Genomic DNA, 18901 nt, shown 5'->3' with positions numbered 1-18901 from the left:
TCAGAGGCCGGCGTCTATGCCGACGACGAGATGATGCGCCAATCCATCACCCCGCCCCAGTACCGGGTCACCCCTGAGGCCAGGATTCGCCCGGTCAACTGGAACAAGATCACCGACGAGAAGGATCTGGAAGTTTGGAACCGCCTGGTCTCCAACTTCTGGCTGCCCGAGAAGGTGCCCCTGTCCAATGACATACCCTCCTGGAACACCCTGACCGATCACGAGCGCCAGACCACGGTCCGCGTCTTCACCGGACTGACCATGCTGGACACCACCCAGGCCACCATCGGCGAGCTGGTACAGATCGATCACGCCCGGACCGAGCAGGAGCAGGCCATCTATACCAATATCGCCTTCATGCAGTCGGTCCACGCCCGCTCCTACTCCTCGGTCTTCTCCACCCTCTGCTCCAGCGAGGAGATCGACAAGGCCTACCGCTGGGCCGTGGCCAACGACGTCCTCCAGGAGCGCGTCCACACGGTCCTGCACGAGTATGTCAGCGAGGATCCCCTGAAGCGCAAGGTGGCCTCCACCATGCTCTCCTCCCTCATGCTCTATGCCGGCTTCTACCTGCCCCTCTACTTCTCCAGCCATGCCAAGCTGATGAACACGGCCGACATGATCCGGCTGATCCTGCGCGACAAGGCCATCCACGGCTATTACTCGGGCTACAAGTATCAGCGGGGTCTGGAGGAGAGGACCCAGGCCGACCAGGCCATGCTGGAGAAGTTCACCAATGATTTGCTGGACAAGCTCTACGATCTGGAGATGGTCTACTCCGGGCAGATCTATGAGGGCTTCCCCTTCGTCGAGGACGTCTTCGCCTTCGTTCGCTACAATGCCAACAAGGCGCTGATGAACCTGGGCTACCCGGCCAGGTTCGCAGCCGACCAGACCGATGTCAGCTCGGAGATCCTGGCGGCCCTGTCGCCATCGGCCAACGAGAACCATGATTTCTTCTCGGGTTCGGGCTCCTCCTACGTCATGGGGCACTCCGAGTCCACGGACGATGACGACTGGGACTTCTAGGCCAGTTGGAACCGGTGTGATATTGGGCACAGAAAACCCTATATATGCTCACCGTTTTTGATATCGATAGCACATATAGTAGTTCAGGCTCGCGCTGGGCGGGTTCTGATCGGTCCGTCCTCAGGGCGGGCATCACCGTCAAGACAGGCTCTGGATGGCCTGATCAGGAGGAAGCATGGAGCAACAGCAGACCGCCGGGACAGATTCGGAGCTCAGCGCTCCCGAGTTCGCCGCCCAGGGCCAGCGCCTGGGGGCCGTGGTCTACTTCTCTTCGGCCTCGCGCAACACCGCCCGGTTCATCGCCAACTGCCATTTGGACGACGAGGGGATTGACGTCTTCCGCATCCCTCTGAGGCCCAAGGATCCGCCGCTCAACATTCGGCAGCCCTACATCCTGATCGTCCCCACATATGGGGGAGGATCGGCCAAGAAGGCGGTCATGCCGCAGATCAAGCGTTTTCTGAACGACCCGGCCAACCGGGCCGGCATCCGCGGGGTCATCGCCTCGGGCAACACCAACTTCGGGGAGGCCTTCTGCATGGCGGGGGACATCATCTCCCGCAAGTGCAATGTGCCCTTCCTCTACTATTTCGAGCTCATGGGCACCAAGGAGGACCAGGAGAAGGTCCGCCGCGGGGTTGTGGATTTCTTCCGCAACCACCCCGAGTCCTGAGCCGATTTCATTACACGTATCATCACTGCCATATTCATGAAAGGACACCCGATGGGAGCAAACGAGGACACGTCCCTGGCCCTGGACAGGACCGCATCCGAGGATGAGGAGACCTTCGATCCGGCTCACGACTACCATGCTCTGAATGCCATGCTGAACCTGTATGACAAGGACGGCAGGATCCAGTTCGACAAGGACCACGAGGCCGAGCGCCAATACATGGACCGGCACGTGGGGCCCAACACCATGACCTTCCCCTCCACGGCCGAGCGGATCGCCTACCTCCTGGATCACGAGTACTACGACCGGAAGGTCTTCGATCGCTACACCCCTGAGTTCCTGGACAGGATCTACAGGCATGCGGCCGAGAGCGGCTTCGAATTCGAGACCTTCCTGGGCGCCTTCAAGTTCTACACCTCCTACGCGCTGAAGACCTTCGATGGCAAGCGCTACCTGGAGGACTTCCCCCAGCGCTGCGTGGCCGTGGCCCTGGAGCTGGCCGACGGGGATGAGCAGGCAGCCATGAAGTACACGGATGAGATCATCTCCGGCCGCTTCCAGCCCGCCACCCCGACCTTCCTGAACCTGGGCAAGGCCCAGCGCGGCGAGCCGGTCTCCTGCTTCCTGGTGCGCATCGAGGACAACATGGAGTCCATCTCCCGCGGCGTCAACGCCGCCCTGCAGCTGTCCAAGAGGGGCGGCGGCGTGGCCCTGCTGCTCAGCAACCTGCGCGAGATGGGCGCACCCATCAAGCACATCGAGAACCAGTCCAGCGGCGTGGTCCCGGTCATGAAGCTCCTGGAGGATTCCTTCTCCTACGCCAACCAGCTGGGTGCCCGCCAGGGTGCCGGCGCCGTCTACCTGTCGGCCCACCACCCCGATATCATGCGCTTCCTGGACACCAAGCGGGAGAACGCGGACGAGAAGATCCGCATCAAGTCCCTGGCCCTGGGCGTGGTCATCCCCGACATCACCTTCGAGCTGGCCAAGCGCAAGGAGCCCATGGCCCTCTTCTCGCCCTACGACGTGGAGCGGGTCTACGGCAAGCCCTTCGCCGACATCTCCATCACCGAGCACTATGAGGAGATGGTCAAGGACAAGCGAATCCACAAGAAGTACATCGATGCCCGTGACTTCTTCATGACCCTGGCCGAGATCCAGTTCGAGTCCGGCTACCCCTACATCCTCTTCGAGGATACGGTCAACAAGGCCAATCCCATCGACGGCCGGATCACCATGTCCAACCTCTGCTCGGAGATCCTGCAGGTCCAGGAGCCCAGCACCTACTCCGAGAACCTGAACTACGAGCATATCGGCCGCGACATCTCATGCAACCTGGGGTCCCTGAACATCGCCAAGGCCATGGACGGCGGCCTGGCCGACACGGTCGAGACCTCGGTGCGGGCCCTGACCTCCGTCTCCGACCACACCAACATCGAGGCCGTCCCCTCAATCAAGCGGGGCAACGACGAGGGCCATGCCATCGGTCTGGGCCAGATGAACCTCCATGGCTTCCTGGCCCGCGAGGGCATCCACTATGGGTCCGAGGAGGGGCTGGACTTCACGGACATGTACTTCATGACCGTGGCCTACCACGCCTACAGGGCCTCCCATGCCCTGGCCGTGGAGCGGGGGAAGGCCTTCGCCTCCTTCGCCAAGTCCGACTACGCCAAGCCGGCAGGGCAGGGGAACTACTTCGACAAGTACACCGAGGGCAGCCGTTCCCTGGAGCCCAGGACCCAGCGGATCAAGGACCTCTTCGACCAGTATCAGGTCCACATCCCCACCGTGGAGGACTGGAAGGAACTCCAGGCGGCCATCCTCAAGGACGGCATCTACAACCAGAACCTCCAGGCCGTCCCCCCGACCGGGTCCATCTCCTACATCAACCACTCCACCAGCTCCATCCATCCGATCGCATCCAAGATCGAGATCCGCAAGGAGGGCAAGATCGGGCGCGTCTACTACCCGGCCCCCTACATGACCAACGAGAACCTGGACTACTTCGAGGATGCCTACGAGATCGGCTGGAAGAAGATCGTGGACACCTACGCCGAGGCCACCCAGCATGTGGATCAGGGGCTCTCGCTGACCCTCTTCTTCCCCGACACGGCCACCACACGCGACCTGAACAAGGCTCAGATCTACGCCTGGCGCAAGGGGATCAAGACCCTCTACTACATCAGGATCCGCCAGCAGGCGCTGGAGGGCACCGAGGTCGAGGGCTGCGTCAGCTGCATGCTCTAAGGCACCTGTCCTCAGGCATGTGCAATCGATGGCCGGTGCCGTCTTTGAGGGCGGCGCCGGCCCTTTGGTATCCCGCATACACAGGTCGGGTCCATCCATGCGGTAGACTGGCGGTCCTGTCATGATCCGGGTCGCACCGTCGAACACCCATCCAACAAGGAGCAATCAACCATGGTCCCACCCATTTCCATACCCCGGCAGCCACTGAAGCTGATCGACCGGGTCTCCGCCATCAACTGGAACCGTCTGGAGGACGAGAAGGACCTGGAGGTCTGGGACCGTCTGACCGGCAACTTCTGGCTGCCCGAGAAGGTTCCCGTCAGCAATGATCTGCCCTCCTGGCAGGCCATGAGCGAGGAGGAGCACACCCTGACCATGCGTGTCTTCACCGGTCTGACCCTTCTGGACACCATCCAGGGGACCGTGGGCGCCGTCAGCCTGATCCCGGACGCGCTGACCCCCCATGAGGAGGCGGTCTACACCAACATCGCCTTCATGGAGTCGGTCCATGCCAAGTCCTACTCCTCCATCTTCTCCACCCTGGCCTCCACGCCGCAGATTGACGCCGCCTTTGAGTGGAGCGAACATAACGAGTTCCTCCAGCGCAAGGCCCAGATCGTCCTGGACTACTACGAGGGCGACAACCCACTGAAGCGCAAGGTGGCCTCCACCCTCTTGGAGTCCTTCCTCTTCTACTCGGGCTTCTACCTGCCCATGTACTTCTCCAGCCATGCCAAGCTGACCAACACGGCCGACCTGATCCGTCTGATCATCCGGGACGAGGCCGTGCACGGCTACTACATCGGCTACAAGTACCAGAAGGGGCTGGCCAAGGTCTCCGACTCCGAGCGTCAGGCCATGAGCGACTATACCTATGAGCTCCTGGGCGACCTGTACGACAACGAGGTGGAATATACCGAGAGCCTGTACTCCGGGGTGGGCCTGGTGGAGGACGTCACCAAGTTCCTGCGCTACAACGGCAACAAGGCCCTGATGAACCTGGGCTATCCCGCCCTCTTCCCATCGGACAGCACCGACGTGAATCCCGCCATCATCGCCTCGCTGAGCCCCAATGCCGACGAAAATCACGACTTCTTCTCCGGCTCGGGCTCCTCCTATGTCATGGGCAAGGCTGTGGAGACGGACGACGACGACTGGGATTTCTGACCTGTCTGTCCCGCTCTGACACGGAAGACACGACGTTGGAGCGGGACTTGCGGAAAATGGAAAAACATGTCATTATAGGCAAGTTGCCGTACGGAGCTCCGGTTCTAGTGCGGCATGGCGGATTTCCCAAGCGGTCAAAGGGAGCTGACTGTAAATCAGCCGCGTAATGCTTCAGAGGTTCGAATCCTCTATCCGCCACGCCTCGGTAGCTCAGTGGCAGAGCACTTCCTTGGTAAGGAAGAGGTCGTGAGTCCGATTCTCACCCGAGGCTCTCTGGCGGGGTAGCTCAGCTGGCTAGAGCGTACGACTCATAATCGTAAGGTCAAGAGTTCGAGTCTCTTCCTCGCTACTGTGGCCGACATACGTCGGTCGTGCAACGACTATAGAGGTGAACCATGGCAAAAGCCGCAGATATCCGTCCTGGCATTACGCTGGCGTGCACCGTGTGCAAGGAGCGTAATTACATTACGACCAAGAACCGTCGTAACACTCCTGACCGTCTGGAGCTCAAGAAGTTCTGCCCCCGTTGCGGCAAGCATACCCTGCATCGGGAGACCCGCTGAGTTCTTCCCGTCTTTTGGCTTCATCGGAACCCGACCATTCGGTCGGGTTCTTTTTTGTACAACGGTTCTTCTGTATGTAAATCCGTGCATATGCCTGCCCCGCGCTACCTGGGGATAGCGTTGGGGCGGAATAGGTTTTGTGCTGTAGGGGAGGGGCGCAGTCTCTAGAGATTGCTCTGGTAGGCGGCTGCAAAGGCTTGATCCAGGTCGTCGATCAGGTCGCCCGGGTTCTCCAGGCCCACGGAGATTCGAATCAGATCGTCGCCCACACCGGCGCTGAGGCGGTAGGGGCCTGGAACCTCCCTGTGGGTGATCCTGGCCGGGTCCACAATCAGGGTGCGGCAGTCGCCGATGTTGGGCATGTAGCTCATGAGACGCACCGAGTCCACGATGCGCTTGACCTGCCCGTAGCCTTCCTGGACCTTGAAGGAGAGGATGGTGCCGACACCCTTGGGCAGCAGGGTCGAGGCCAGGCGGTCCTGCTGGTCGCCATCGCCCTGGTGCCGGCACTCGGGAATGCCTGAATAGTTGACCTGCTCCACCTGGGGAACGGTCAGCAGGTGGCGGGCCAGGGCTTCTGCCGTCTTCACCTCGGTGGCGATCCGCTGGGCCAGAGTCTCAAGTCCGGTCAGCTGCAGGTAGGCGGTGAAGGGGCTCATGACCGCCCCGAAGGTGTGCAGGTACTTGGTATGGACCCTGTGCAGGAAGGCCATCCTGCCGAAGGCATCCAGAAAGCTGACCATGGACCCGTGCCGCTCGTCGCTGATGATCAGTTCGGGCTGGCTCATCTGCGGGAAGCGGCCGTTGCCCCAGTCGAACCGTCCCGCGTCCACGATGGCCCCGCCCAGGGCATTGCCATGGCCGCTGATCCCCTTGGTGGTCGAATGCACGACGATGTCGGCGCCGAAGTCGATCGGGTTGAGCAGGTATGGCGTGGGCACCGTATTGTCGATGATCAGGGCCAGTCCATGCCGGTGGGCCAGTTCGGCCAGGCCAGGGATGTCGGCTATGGCTGTGGACGGATTGGCCACGGATTCGGCGAAGATGGCCCTGGTGCTGTCCTGGATCAGGGATTCCACCGCGTCAAGATCGTTGATGTCGTCCACAAAATCCGTTTCGATGCCGAAGCTGGGGAAGAAGGTCTTCATGGCGTCCACCGAGGTTCCATAAAGATTGACAGGGGCAATCAGCCTCCCGCCACCTTCGGCTGCGCACATGAGGGCGGACGAGACGGCGGCCATCCCCGAGGCCATGGCTACAGCCCCCTTGCCCCCCTCCAGACTGGCCAGGCGGTCCTCCAGGACCTTGACCGTGGGGTTGGCCAGGCGGGAGTATGAGAATCCTTGAATTTCGCCGGCGGCCAGGGCATCTCCCCGGTCGGCGGTGACCATGTCAAAGGCGGCTGACTGGTAGATGGGGACGCTGGCTGCGCCCCCACCCTGGCTTTGACAGTCATAGCCGTCATGGACGGCTCTTGTTGCGAATCCTTTGCTCATGAGCCCGCTCCTCTGAATGTGGCCTAGATGCTCGCGTGCTTCACGGATCATCAAACCCGTTTTCAGATGCCGAGACAACGGTGCCTCTATAGGCGTTCCTTATAAGAGGTTATTCATCCTCCGCCGTCCTTGTCGGTATGCATCTCGGCTGACCGGGGTTCAATCAAGAGAACACACCCATGGGTGGCTGTATTTTGCTTTTGTCTGCTGTTTGCAGGCTGAGGACACATGGTGTGCCTGCCGTAATTCACCGAATCGAGCCAGTGGGTCGAGAAAGCGATAAAGACAGCAGATCCGAGGGCCGGCAGAGAAGAGGGGCTTCGGACCAGCCCTGTCACCTGCGATGATACAGTGAAAGACATGCCAGAAGCAGCCACCTCCAGTATCTCGACTCCGACATTTGCTGATATCACCACTGTGGGTGTGGGAGGACGCATTGCAGCCTTTGTTCAGCCACACGACAGGGTCGGGCTGATCGAGGCCGTTGAGGGCGCGGATTCCAAGGGGCTGCCCCTCTGCCTGATCGGTGGGGGATCCAACCTGCTTGCCTCTGACCAGGACTTTCCCGGCGTGGTTGTACGTGATACCCGTCAGGACATCAGCGTGCCTGACGAGGTGGCCCCGCCTGAGGGCGGAGTTCCCGTCGTCCATATCAACGCCACGGCTGGGACCAACTGGGATGACCTGGTCTCCTACTGCGTGCGCATGCACCTGATCGGGCTGGAGGGCCTATCCGGCATCCCAGGGACTGTCGGGGCCTCGGTGGTCCAGAACATCGGCGCCTACGGCCAGGAGGTCGGACGCCTTGTCGACTCGGTCGAGGTATGGGACCGCCAGAACAAGGTCACCGCCTATCTGCGGGCCTCGGATCTGGATTTTGGATACAGGACCTCCCTGCTCAAGCAGACCATGTACCAGGCGCCGGCTGTGCCCGACGCACGGTTCTTTCCCACGCCCCGCTATGTGGTCCTTTCGGTCACCTTGGTCCTGCGACATGGGTCCGCCGCTCGGGTGGATTCGGCCCAGCTTGCCAAGGCCCTGGGTGTGCAGGTCGGGGCAACACTTCCCCTGGAGCGGATCCGACAGGCGGTTCTGACCGTCAGGGCAGGCAAGGGGATGCTGGAGGATCCCTACCGGTACCTGACCGATTGGATGGGATCATGTCGTCGGACCTCCGACCTGGAAGAGGCTCTGGAGGCAGTCCAGGGTGACCTTCATGGCCCCAGGGGCGAGCGGGTGCTGCTTGACCGCCATAGCTGCGGCAGTTTCTTCACCAATCCGATCATCAGTCGTGAGGCCGCGAATGCCCTGCCGGCTGATGCCCCGCGCTATCCTGTCGAGGGCTCGGCATTGGTCAAGACCTCGGCGGCTTGGCTGATTGATCATTCAGGCTTCCACAAGGGCTTCTCCTTGGAGGAGGGGTCGGCTGCAGCCCTGTCCGACGTGCACACGCTGGCCTTGACCAACCGCGGAGGCGCCGGCTCCGACGACATGGTGGTCTTGGCCCGTGCCATACAGAAAGGCGTGGATTCCACCTTCGGCATCCGCCTGATTCCCGAACCTGTCACCCCGGGTATCGACTTGGCCTGGTAGCCCTGCTCGAGGATTCCTTTCTCCCGACCCTCAGATCGAGGCAAGGATCTGAGGGTCTGTTTTATACAAAGTACACATCAACAATGCCGGGACAAGCAACAGCTGGCAACATATTCCTCCGCCATCCCTCTATCGCATAGCTTGAAAACAGCAAAGGACAATCGGACGGTCACCCGCCTTGTCGTGGGTTGAGACAGGTCTGTCGGATCCATCAGTCCTGGTCATGGAAGGAATGGCATGGCGGTTCCCATGACATAGCGGTCGGCGGGCGGGAGGCAGACGGACGGAAAGGAAGCATCGTGGAGAGGCTGCAGGAAGCAGTGGCCGTGCATCTGGGGCTGACCAATCCAGAGGCAGCTCGACGGCCCATCAGAATCATCCAGTTCGGAGAGGGCAATTTCCTCAGAGGATTTGTTGAGTGGATAGTCCAGCAGCTCAACAACAAGGGCGTGTTTGGGGGGAACGTAGCAGTGGTCCAACCCCGAGAAAACGGCAGAGTCCAAGTCTTGGAGGACCAGGAAGAGCTTTACACCGTCATTTTGGAAGGTCTCAAGGACGGACAGCCGGTCCGCAGCCATGAGCTGATTGACTCTATCGGCAAGACAGTCAACCCTTACCAGGACTGGGAGGGGTTTCTGGCTCTGGCGGATGATCCTGATACGCAGATCATCGTCTCCAACACGACCGAGGCAGGCATTGCCGTCAACGACGGGGATAAGGTCACGGACCAGCCACCAGCGGGGTATCCGGCGAAGTTGGCTCATCTGCTCAAGCGTAGGTTCGACAGGTCCATGCCAGGCTTCCTGATTATGCCCTGCGAGCTTATCGCCGACAACGGTCCGGCCCTGTATCGTGCCCTGATAAAGGTCGCCGAACGGTTCGGATGGGGTAAGGACTTCATCGACTGGCTTGATCGGGAGAACACGTTCGTATCCACCCTCGTGGATCGGATAGTCCCTGGCTACCCGTGCGAAGATGCCCAGGAGCTTTGGGGGAAGCTGGGCTACGAGGACCAGAACATGGTCAAGGCCGAGCCCTTCCTGCTCTGGGTCGTGGCCGGCGACCAGACCGCCCAGCGCAAGGTTGATGAGCTGCTTCCCGCGCGGAAGGCCGGAATCGACCTGGTGACCTGCGATGCTGTACAGCCCTACCGTGATCGCAAGGTCTATCTGCTCAATGGTCCTCATACCACCATGGCCCAGGTGGCTCGGCTGGCTGGATTCGAGACTGTAGGACAGGTCATGGGCGATAAGACCATGCGCTCATTCATCACCCGTGAGATGGAGGAGGAGATCATCCCCGTCCAGAGCCTGCCCAAGGAGGAGCTGGAGAACTTCGCTGATGCGGTTCGTGAGCGGTTCGACAACCCCTTTGTCCAGCATTCCTTGGATTCCATAGGGCTGAACTCGGTCTCCAAATTCATCTCCCGCCTTCTCCCGCTGGTTACGGCCAACGTAGAGCAGGGGTGTGGGCTTCCGGAGCGGATCGTCCTGGCGCTGTCCTGCCTGTTGTGGATTTATGGTGGCAAGGCCGGTGATGTTGTGAAGATTCAGGATGATCAAAAGGTCGTCGATGCCTTTCGCGTGGCTGCCGGTCAGGATGATTTTGTCGACCGGATTCTTGCTGATGCTGCCATTTGGGGCCGTGACCTGACCAGGATTGCTGGACTCACGGAAGCTGTACAGAAGAACCTGGACGATTTGGCCGACCGGGGTGTCCAGCCCCTGATTGACCGATTGGCATGAGCCAACAGTGCAAACGAGTGGTCAGTCGCTTCGGGGCAATTTGATTCTCGCGTTTGCAATATGTCGGCTTTCCAAGGTTGAAAACTTCCCACCGGGCGTGGTCCTGACGGGAACACTGAATAAGTGTCTGATGCCAGGTCGGGTTTGCGATTGACCCAGACCGGCATCAGACACTTCCTTATTGTTTGGGATTCCTTCTGCTTCACCTTCAGGTTAGGTTCGTCTTGACCGATGAGACCAAGCAATAAGCTACGAAAATGGCGGCAATGACAGAATAAAGGGTCCCCTTGCCAAAGAGCATGACAAGGGGACCATACTTGATTTTGCTTCATCAACGGTTGTAGCGGTAAGCGTCCCAGACTCCAAGCAGATACTGGATGCCCATGGCGCGGTCATAGAGGCCGTAGCCTGGCCGTGGTCTGCCGGCTTCCGTGTTCTCGCTCCATAAATGCCGTCCGTGGTCGGGGCGGATGTAGCCCTGGTAATTGGCCTCGGCGTAGGCCTTCATGATGCCGACGGTGTCCACGTTGCCCTCGCTTGCGCGGTGACCTACCTCGTAGAATGAGCCCTGCTCGTCGGTGAAACGGATGTTGCGCACGTGGCTGAAGTAGATCCTGTCCATGAAGGTTTTGACTGCATCCACAGCATCGTTACCCCGTCTGGATGAGAAGGATCCCAGGCACAGGCACAGTCCGTTGCAGGGGCTGGGATTCAGGTCCAGCACTCGTTGGATCCCCTCCTTGCTGGAGACCACGCGCGGCCAGCCGAACAGGTCGAAGGCAGGGTCGTCGGGGTGGACGGCCAGCTTGACCCCGTAGCGCTCGCAGGTGGGGATCACGGCATCCAGGAAGTATTTGTAGTTGGCGTACATCTGCTCGTGGTCCATTCCCTGATAAGCTTCCATCAGTTCAGGCAGGTGGGCAAGCCGTTCAGGTTCCCAGCCGGGCACAGTCAGGGATCCGGCCCCCTTCAGGGTTTCGTCGATGATTCCCTGCGGACTGAGCTGGTCCACCTGGTGCTGGTTGTAGTAGAGGGCGGTGGACCCGTCTGGGCAGGGGTGGAACATCTCCGTGCGCAGCCAGTCGAAGACCGGCATGAAATTGTAGGTGACGACTTTGACCCCGGCCTTGCCCAGGTTGGCTACGGTCTCGATGTAGGCGTCAATGGCCTGGTCACGGCTGATCCCGAGGACTGTCGAACCGGTCTTGATGGACTCATGAACGTTGACCGACTCAACCACGTCGGCATTGAAGGTCTTGGTTATGCCTGCCGCCCGATCCCTGGCAGACAACCCGGTGATTGTCGCCATGGCATCTTCGATTTCGTCCGGCTGCCAAACCTCGCCCGCCTGTTTATGGTGCAGGGACCAGACAATGGTCTCCACTCCCGGAATCTGACGAATATCATCCAGGCTGATGGTGTCATTGCCCTGGCCGTACCAGCGGAATCCCATGTGCATAATGCTCTCTCCTTATATTCGATATTCGAATCGGGCGGACCCGGTTGTTGCCTGCCTTGTCCAGTCGGTAGATACCGATGTCACCAGGCGCTTGCAGCCTTGTGAAGGGTGCTCGCTACAGCCCCATTGCCCTGGCACATGGCGGTCAGGAAGGTCTCGATTTTGTCGGCCAGCGGGGTGGCGTTCAGATTGGTTCCGAAGATGGAGGTATCGGCCAGGATGGACTTGATGGTTGTCGTCAGAGTCTTCTTCTTGGCTGACCCATTGAGTGGGATGTCGACCAGAATCCTTTGAAGTTCCTCCAGGCGCGGGTCCGGGCTCAGCTTGACCGGCCGTCCGGCATCGTCGGTTCCATTGCCGTCCGAACCGATCAGCAGCCGCAGCCAGGCGGCGATGATCAGCGGGATGGCTTCCAGATCGGCTGTGTCAAGGTCCTTGGCTCGGATGTACTTGCTGATGGTGATTCCGTATCTGACCGGAATCTTCTGGGAGGTGTCGGCGCAGATGCGCGCCGGCGTATCGGGCAGGCCGGGATTGGGAACCCTGATCTCGATGACTTGGCGGAGGAACTCCTTGGGGGAGAAGATGCCCGGGTCCTCGACCACAGGCAGTCCTTCCACATACCCCAGGCGGGTGACCAAGGCCTTGAGGTCCGGGTCGGCGATGGTTTTCGACATGGTCGGATACCCCAGAAGCATCCCGAAGACGGCCAGGGCTGTGTGCAGGGGGTTCAGGCAGGTGGTGACCTTCATCTGGTCGGCGGCGTTGACCGTATCCTTGTCGGCCATGTAGACCCCTGCTTTCTCCAGAGGCGGGCGGCCTGCAGGGAAGTCGTCCTCAACCACCCAATACCAGGTCTCCTCGGTGTTGGCATAGGGGGCCATGGCGGTTCCGCCCCTGGTACGGAAGGGTTCCGCATCGGCGATGCCCAGAGCCTTGAGTCGGCGACCCACTTCCGCGTCTGGGTTGGGAGTGATTCTGTCGATCATGGTCAGTGGGAAGGTGATCTTGTTCTTGTCCCTGAGGTAGTCGCCGAAGCCTTTTTCGGCCAGGCCTCTCTTTATCCACTCTTCGGCCATCCGCCTGACGACCTGACCGAACCGCTCCCCGTTTCGTGAGAAGTTGTCGGTGCTGACCAGGGCCAGGGGAAGGGCACCGGCCTGGTAGCGCTCCAGCAGGAGGGCCGTGATGGCTGCGATGGCACTCTTGGCCTTGTCGGGTCCGCCCTCGAATTCCGGAGCGATCCATGACAGCGGCCGGCCTTGGGAGTCGACCAGGGCGTAGCCTTTCTCGGTGATGGTTGTGGTGACCATCTGCAGGCTGGGATTGCGGAAGACCAGCCTCAGATCACGCAGGGGCTTCGGGTCTTCGCCCAGCGGATAGGCACCTGCGATCGAGGCGACCAACGAGGTTTTCATGGATCCGTCCGCTTTCAGGATGACCTGAAGATAGCGGTCGTCAAAGGGGGTATAGGCCTGGTCGATGATGGCCGGGTCGAAGGATTCGACCACCGATATGCCTCGGTCGGTGGCGCCTGAATCCAGAAGTTTTTGGGCAATGGGGGCATGAACTGCCCTGAAGAGGTTGCCTGCCCCGAAGTGGACCCAGGTAGGCGAGCGCTTGGTGGCCTGGCGCATGGCCTCGATGTCGTAGGTTGGCAGGGTGACACCGGCCTTCTGCCAGGCAGCAGTCTGATTATGTATATCGTCGCTCAGGTGAAGCATCAGTGTCTTCCTTTATCAAAAGAGCCATTCCGCGGAGACCAGGCGTACGCACTTGCCCCACTTGTTTTCGAACCTACTCAAGTGGGAGCTTGCCTGCCTTCGGAGTTGCCGTTTGTTTCTCACCAGACTGCTGTCGGCTGTTATGGACATTGTGGAATTACTTATACTTGGACACTAAGAGGTACTCGGCTTTGTTGGCGTATGTTCCATGCGCTATGGGGCTGCAGAGGGAAGGCTGATACGGCTAGATGAAGACCGAAGCAGATTCGGGCGGCGATTCCTCCAAGGGCAACCGCCGCATCACCATATATGATGTGGCCCGCCAGGCCGGCGTCTCTCCTTCAACGGTCTCGCGCACCTTTTCACGCCCGGATCGGGTCAGCATTTCGACCGCTCGGATGGTTCAGAAGGTCGCTGATTCGCTGGGCTATCACAGCGACATGGTCGACAGCAGGTCAGACTCCCAAGGCAGGGGACTGGTGGCGGTCATTGTGCCCGACCTGGGTAATCAGTTTTTCACCGGGGTCATCCGCAATATCCAGGACGAATGCGAGCGTTTCCATTTCGAAACCCTGATTCTTGATACCCGGGAGTCCATTACCCGGGAGCGCAGGATCGTCGATGCGGTCGCCCCCGTGGTCTCGGGGATCATTCTGGTCTCCCCTAGGATGCCCGATGCCATGATCCGCAAGTGCGCCCAGCTGCGTCCTCTTGTCAGCGTCAACCGTGATGTTCGGGGCGTCTCCAGCATCAGCATCGACTCGTCCAAGGGGGCATGCCAGGCGGTCGACTACCTGCACTCATTGGGTTGCCGGAGTCTTACTTATTTGGACGGGCCGGCGGCCTCCTGGTCAAGTGGCATACGGTGGCGGCACATCCTCGATGAGTGCGACGCCAGGGGGATGAGCGTCAAGCGCTCGCTGCCTTGCGCCCCCACCTTTTACGGGGGCTATTCCTTTGCAGAGAAATATCTGGCAAATCCTACGGGAGCGGTCATTGCCCACAACGATCTGATGGCGATCGGTCTGATCGTGGCCTTACGACGGCTTGGTTGCCAGTGCCCTCGTGATGTCTCGGTCATCGGGTTCGACAACGACATCATGTCCATGGTGAGCAGTCCGCCTCTGACAACCATTCATATGTCCCTTTCGGCCCTTGGACGTGGGGCTGCCGATCTCCTTATGCAGCGTCTTTCCGGAGCCTCCCTGTCTGTAGCCCCGACGGTTCCGGCCCGTCTGGTCATCAGACAGAGTACGGGAAAGGCTGCGTCAGGTTCCTGATCAGGGAGGTTTCCGACAAGTCATGGCAACATCATGTTGTGCCTTTTCGGGCGCGCATAGGCTGAGCAAGAGCACGTGTGAGTTCCGATTGTCTGACTGCCTTACCTGTCCGTTGGTCTGTACAGGAGGATTTGAGCATCGCGGAAATTCGGATGCCGGACTTGCTGTTTTCGACTAAGGAGTTTGTAGTGGCTTTCCTGGATGACGATTTTCTTCTCGGAACGCAGTTGTCTCGAGAGTTGTTCCATGACGTGGCTGAGAATCTTCCCCTGGTGGATTATCACTGCCATCTGCACGCCAAGGAGATCTATGAGGACCCCAACTTCGATAATATTGTCGATGCCTGGCTGACAGATGGACGCAATTATGGAGACCACTATAAATGGCGACTGGAGAGGGCCAATGGTGTTCCGGAACGGCTGATCACCGGGGACGGGGACCCTTGGGACAAATTCATGGCTTACGCCCGGACCATGGAACAGGCTGTGGGCAGCCCGGTCTATCTATGGACGCACATGGAGCTGCGGAGGTACTTCGGCATCTGCGAACCCCTGACCACCAAGACCGCCAAGTCCATCTTTGATCAGACCAACGAGCTGCTGGCCACCCCGGACTTCTCGCGAAGAGCGCTTCTGCGTCGCATGAACGTCAAAGTGGTCTGCACCACGGATTCCCCTGAGGACAGTCTGGAGTACCACGATCGGTTCGCCAAGGAGGGGGAGCCCTTCAGGATGGTCCCCGCCTTCCGCCCGGATGCGGCCCTGAATCCGACAGCCAAGGGGTATGGCGGGTGGATCGCCACAATGGAGTCGGTCTGCGGCAAGCCGATCAATGACTTCAGCGATCTGGTCGAAGCTCTGCGCAATCGTGTGGATTACTTCCATCAGCATGGTTCCAGACTCTCCGACCATGCTGTCGATGTGGTGGAGTTCGCTCCGGCGACTGCCGAGCAGCTGGATGCCATCTTCAGCAAGGCCAGGGCCGGACTGGGCCTTGGCAGGCAGGAGCAGGCCCAATACCGTGCAGGCCTCCTCCTTGAGCTCATGCGGATCTACAAGGATAAGGGCTGGACCATGCAGCTCCACCTCCATGCCAGTCGCAACAACAATTCGACAGCCTTCCAGCGGTTGGGAGCGGACACGGGTTACGATGCCCTGGCGGACGGTTCGGTGGCCGCCCCCCTTGCGGCCCTTCTTGACCAGGCGCAAAGCTCGAACATCCTGCCCAGGACCATCGTCTATTCCCTCAATCCCAACGACTACATGGCCATAGCCACTGACCTGGGCTGCTTCGGCGGCGATGATCGGGGCCAGCTTCAACTGGGCAACGCCTGGTGGTTCAACGACACCATCACCGGGATGCGCCGCCAGCTTGAGGTTCTGGCAGAAACTTCTCTCTTGGGCAATGCGGTAGGAATGACCACGGACTCCCGCAGCTTCCTGTCCTTCCCCAGGCACGAGCTCTTCCGGAGGGTGCTCTGCGGGCTCCTGGGGGACTGGGCGAGCCAAGGCGTCATTCCTGATGACGAGGAGTATCTTGCCCCTCTGGTCCGCGCGGTCTCCTATGAGAACGCCCTGGCCCTTTTTAAGAGCTGATGTGCAGGTTGGCTGACCCCCATGGCCAGAAAGTCGCTTCGTGCGACAGCTCTGACGGCGCAAAAAGCTGCCACCTATACGACCCAGCGTTCTTTGTACTTTCTGCAGGCACCAATGTGGCCGACTACTTGAGAACTCATACGGATAGTCCAGTCTGTACCTGGGGGCCACCGAGCACGACATTACGTTGAACACGATTCCGATGCCCTACGGTCAGAGCGAGGATGAGGCACCCGGACCACAAAGGTCTGGGTGTCTTGTCCTGTTTCAGGGAGGTTTCGATCCCTGTGTGATTTGACGGTTCCGGTCGTGCTCCCCAGCGGGTAGTATCCCGAAATGGGCAAAGTCCGGATTTGTGTATTCCCATCTCCTATAGTGATGGGCCGGAGGAGCTTACGGCACAATAAGTCACGATTGGGAGCAGAATGGAATTATTCAGGAAGAAATCGGTTGAACAGACCCTGGCAGAGACCGGGGAGGAAGGCAGGTCGCTCAAGCGGACGCTGACCACCTGGGACCTGGCCATCATGGCCGTCGCAGTGGCCGTGGGCGCCGGTATTTTCTCGGTGGGTGCCCAGGCTGCGGCCTTCCATGCGGGCCCGGCCGTCATCATCTCCTTCGTCATTGCAGGCATCGTCTGCGCGGCAGCCGTCATGTGCTACGCGGAGTTTGCCTCCATGATCCCTGTTTCAGGCTCGGCCTACACTTTCACCTACAACACCATGGGCGAACTGGTGGCCTGGATCATCGGCTGGGACCTGATTCTGGAGATGCTCATGGCCGCCTCGGTCATCTCCAAGTACTGGGGCGTCTACCTGAATGACTTCATCCATCTGATGGGGGGCACCTCGTTCAGCTCCAGCTTCCATGTGGGCGGCCTGGACGTGGACCTGGCCCCGCTGGCGGTCGTCACCCTCTTCACGGTCCTGCTGGTCCTGGGCACCAAGCTCTCGGCCCGGTTCGACGGCGCCTTGACCGTCCTCAAAATCGGCATCGTGGTCTTCGTCATCGTGGTGGGTTTCTTCTACGTCAAGTTGGACAACTACCGGCCCTTCATCCCGCCTTCCGAGCCGGCTTCGGCCGTTCCGGGCGCCAGCGTACCGGGAATCATGGGCCAGCCGCTCTGGCAGTGGGTCTCAGGCATGCAGCCCACCATCTACGGTGTCCCCGGCATCCTCTCAGGCGCTGCCCTGGTCTTCTTCGCCTTCGTAGGCTTCGATATCGTCGCCACCACCTCCGAAGAGGCCAAGGAGCCCCACAAGACCATTCCCCGCGGAATCGGCCTGGGCATGCTGATCGTCATCACCCTGTACATCCTGGTCGCCATCGTCACCACCGGCATGGTCTCCTACAAGGACCTGGCCAAGGCCAAGAACCCCTCCCTGGCCACCGGCTTCGAGATGGTCGGCGCTCCCTGGGCCGCCAAGATCATCTCCTTCGGCATCGTGGTGGGGCTGACCACCGTGGTCATGGTGCTCCTGCTGGGGCTGACCCGCATTGTCTTCGCCATGAGCCGCGACGGGCTTCTTCCCCGTGCCCTGTCCCGCACCGGCCGTCATGGCACGCCTGCCCGCATCCAGATCCTGGGCGGCATCGTGGTGGCCGTGGTGGCCTCCTGCTTCCCCATAGACGTCCTGTCCGACATGGTCAACATCGGCACGCTCTCGGCCTTCCTGCTGGTGGCCATCTCCCTGCCCATCATGCGCAAGCGCCGGCCGGATCTGCCCCGGTCCTTCAAGATGCCCGGCAACCCCTGGGTTCCCATTCTGATCGCCCTGGCCTGCCTCTGGCTCATGCTCAATCTGACCGTGCTGACCTGGATTCGATTCGTGGTCTGGTTGGCAGCAGGCCTGGCCATCTACTTCTGCTATTCCTACCGGCACTCCCTGCTCGGTCGACATCAGCTCAGCGGGAAGATATCCGAGGCCACCCAGGCCGGTCTGGACTGACCTGGAGCGTCGGCGCTGCAGTGTAGAGTGAATACTCGCATACTCAGGAGGTAACCCATGACCTACGTCATCGCTCAGCCTTGCGTGGACGTCAAGGACAAGGCCTGCGTGGACGAATGCCCGGTGGACTGCATCTACGAGGGCGTCCGTTCGCTCTACATCAACCCCAACGAGTGCGTGGACTGCGGCGCCTGCGAGCCGGTCTGCCCGGTGGAGGCCATCTTCTACGAGGACGACCTGCCCGAGGAATGGACCTGGTACAAGGACGCGGCGACTGATTTCTTCGCCCAGGTGGGGGATGCCGGCGGCGCTGCTGCGGTCGGCCCCTACGATCACGATCCGGAGGGTGTGGCAGCACTGCCGCCCAACAAGTAGTCGATT

General features: G+C 60.3%; 14 protein-coding genes and 3 tRNA genes. 14 read left to right on the top strand and 3 right to left on the bottom strand.

What is annotated here, in order from left to right; genetic code table 11:
* Positions 1-33: 33 nt before the first annotated feature.
* The 8 genes from nrdF (JF70_RS06695) (at position 34) to rpmG (ending at position 5679) form a co-directional block, all read left to right on the top strand.
* On the top strand, positions 34-1029 hold the full coding sequence (nrdF, locus tag JF70_RS06695; RefSeq protein WP_045925134.1) for a class 1b ribonucleoside-diphosphate reductase subunit beta: 996 nt from the start codon (positions 34-36) through the stop codon (positions 1027-1029).
* Positions 1030-1204: 175 nt separating this feature from the next.
* On the top strand, positions 1205-1702 hold the full coding sequence (gene nrdI, locus JF70_RS06690) for a class Ib ribonucleoside-diphosphate reductase assembly flavoprotein NrdI (protein ID WP_015022389.1): 498 nt from the start codon (positions 1205-1207) through the stop codon (positions 1700-1702).
* A 51-nt stretch (positions 1703-1753) separates the two neighbouring features.
* On the top strand, positions 1754-3949 hold the full coding sequence (gene nrdE / locus JF70_RS06685) for a class 1b ribonucleoside-diphosphate reductase subunit alpha (RefSeq protein WP_045935728.1): 2196 nt from the start codon (positions 1754-1756) through the stop codon (positions 3947-3949).
* 171 nt (positions 3950-4120) lie between these two features.
* Positions 4121-5116 carry a class 1b ribonucleoside-diphosphate reductase subunit beta gene (gene nrdF / locus JF70_RS06680; RefSeq protein ID WP_015022387.1) on the top strand — a complete coding sequence of 332 codons (996 nt, stop codon included), beginning with the start codon at positions 4121-4123 and terminating at the stop codon, positions 5114-5116.
* 116 nt (positions 5117-5232) lie between these two features.
* Positions 5233-5314 (top strand) — tRNA-Tyr (locus tag JF70_RS06675).
* A gap of 1 nt (position 5315) precedes the next feature.
* Positions 5316-5387: transfer RNA gene (locus tag JF70_RS06670), tRNA-Thr, on the top strand.
* 4 nt (positions 5388-5391) lie between these two features.
* A tRNA-Met gene (locus JF70_RS06665) sits at positions 5392-5465 on the top strand.
* A 46-nt stretch (positions 5466-5511) separates the two neighbouring features.
* Positions 5512-5679: a 50S ribosomal protein L33 gene (gene rpmG / locus JF70_RS08800; protein WP_015022386.1), complete on the top strand. Its 168-nt coding sequence runs from the start codon at positions 5512-5514 to the stop codon at positions 5677-5679.
* A gap of 164 nt (positions 5680-5843) precedes the next feature.
* Here the strand turns inward: rpmG and JF70_RS06660 are convergent, their stop codons facing one another.
* Positions 5844-7175: an O-acetylhomoserine aminocarboxypropyltransferase/cysteine synthase family protein gene (locus tag JF70_RS06660; RefSeq protein ID WP_045935727.1), complete on the bottom strand. Its 1332-nt coding sequence runs from the start codon at positions 7173-7175 to the stop codon at positions 5844-5846.
* 360 nt (positions 7176-7535) lie between these two features.
* On the opposite strand from JF70_RS06660, the gene JF70_RS06655 reads away from it, so the two are divergent.
* Both JF70_RS06655 and JF70_RS06650 read left to right on the top strand, forming a co-directional pair.
* A complete protein-coding gene (locus JF70_RS06655) occupies positions 7536-8768 on the top strand; it encodes an FAD-binding protein (protein WP_045935726.1) in 1233 nt (410 codons plus the stop codon).
* Between the two features lie 299 nt (positions 8769-9067).
* On the top strand, positions 9068-10513 hold the full coding sequence (locus JF70_RS06650) for a tagaturonate reductase (RefSeq protein WP_082069437.1): 1446 nt from the start codon (positions 9068-9070) through the stop codon (positions 10511-10513).
* Between the two features lie 331 nt (positions 10514-10844).
* On the opposite strand, the gene JF70_RS06645 is transcribed toward JF70_RS06650, so the two are convergent.
* Both JF70_RS06645 and JF70_RS06640 read right to left on the bottom strand, forming a co-directional pair.
* Positions 10845-11972, bottom strand: coding sequence for a mannonate dehydratase (locus JF70_RS06645; protein ID WP_045935725.1), 1128 nt, complete (start codon positions 11970-11972; stop codon positions 10845-10847).
* An 80-nt stretch (positions 11973-12052) separates the two neighbouring features.
* The gene (locus tag JF70_RS06640) at positions 12053-13696 is read right to left on the bottom strand and encodes a mannitol dehydrogenase family protein (protein ID WP_045935724.1); all 1644 of its coding nucleotides are present in this window, start codon (positions 13694-13696) and stop codon (positions 12053-12055) included.
* A gap of 248 nt (positions 13697-13944) precedes the next feature.
* Between JF70_RS06640 and JF70_RS06635 the strand changes: the two genes are divergently transcribed.
* From JF70_RS06635 to fdxA, 4 genes are all read left to right on the top strand, one after another.
* The gene (locus JF70_RS06635) at positions 13945-14976 is read left to right on the top strand and encodes a LacI family DNA-binding transcriptional regulator (RefSeq protein ID WP_045935723.1); all 1032 of its coding nucleotides are present in this window, start codon (positions 13945-13947) and stop codon (positions 14974-14976) included.
* Positions 14977-15164: 188 nt separating this feature from the next.
* Positions 15165-16571 carry a glucuronate isomerase gene (uxaC, locus tag JF70_RS06630; RefSeq protein WP_082069436.1) on the top strand — a complete coding sequence of 469 codons (1407 nt, stop codon included), beginning with the start codon at positions 15165-15167 and terminating at the stop codon, positions 16569-16571.
* A gap of 425 nt (positions 16572-16996) precedes the next feature.
* Positions 16997-18520: an amino acid permease gene (locus JF70_RS06625; RefSeq protein WP_045935721.1), complete on the top strand. Its 1524-nt coding sequence runs from the start codon at positions 16997-16999 to the stop codon at positions 18518-18520.
* A gap of 57 nt (positions 18521-18577) precedes the next feature.
* Positions 18578-18895 (top strand): ferredoxin, encoded by a 318-nt coding sequence (gene fdxA / locus JF70_RS06620; protein WP_015022367.1) that lies wholly within the window; start codon positions 18578-18580, stop codon positions 18893-18895.
* Positions 18896-18901: the final 6 nt, after the last annotated feature.

Origin of the sequence: Bifidobacterium mellis (assembly GCF_000967265.1) — a bacterium.
In the GTDB taxonomy this organism is placed as follows: domain Bacteria; phylum Actinomycetota; class Actinomycetes; order Actinomycetales; family Bifidobacteriaceae; genus Bombiscardovia; species Bombiscardovia mellis.
The sequence above is the reverse complement of the archived record's forward strand: the minus strand, read 5'-3'. Positions and strand labels throughout refer to the sequence as shown.